At 57.1% G+C, this 466-nt stretch carries 1 pseudogene; it reads left to right on the top strand.

The annotated features are described in order from the left end of the window. Nucleotides 1–466: pseudogene (locus tag BOP96_RS29160) on the top strand (RHS repeat protein); the annotation flags it as partial.

Raw genomic sequence — 466 nt, 5'->3', positions numbered from 1 at the left:
TTCGACTGACTACAGCTATGACAAACATGGGCAATTAGTTGGGGTTTGGTATCCCGACAGCAGTTGCCATCGGCTGGTGTGGAACGAGCGTGGGCAGTTGCTTGAAGAGCAATTGCCCAATGGTGGGCTCAAGCGCTATCGCTATGACGATTTAGGGCGACAGATTGCCCGTGAAGATGAGCATGGCGCGCAGACCGTTTATGAATGGGACAGCGTCGGTAGGTTGATTCGCCTCGTCTTGCCAGGCGGCGCCACACGCGAATTCAGCTACAACCCCTACGGCAAAATCATCGCCGAACGCGACGAACTGGGCCACGTCACCCGCTACGAATACGCCGACGGCCTGCACCTGATCAGCCGCTGCTTCAACGCCAACGGTACCCAAGTCAAGTACCGCTACGACAACGCCCGGCTGCTGCTCACCGAGATCGAAAACGAAGCCGGCGAAACCTACCAACTCGACTAC

The sequence above is a fragment of the Pseudomonas sp. FSL W5-0203 genome, from assembly GCF_001896155.1.
GTDB classification, from domain to species: domain Bacteria; phylum Pseudomonadota; class Gammaproteobacteria; order Pseudomonadales; family Pseudomonadaceae; genus Aquipseudomonas; species Aquipseudomonas paracarnis.
Note: the sequence above shows the minus strand (reverse complement) of the source record. Positions and strands in the feature narration are given on the sequence as shown.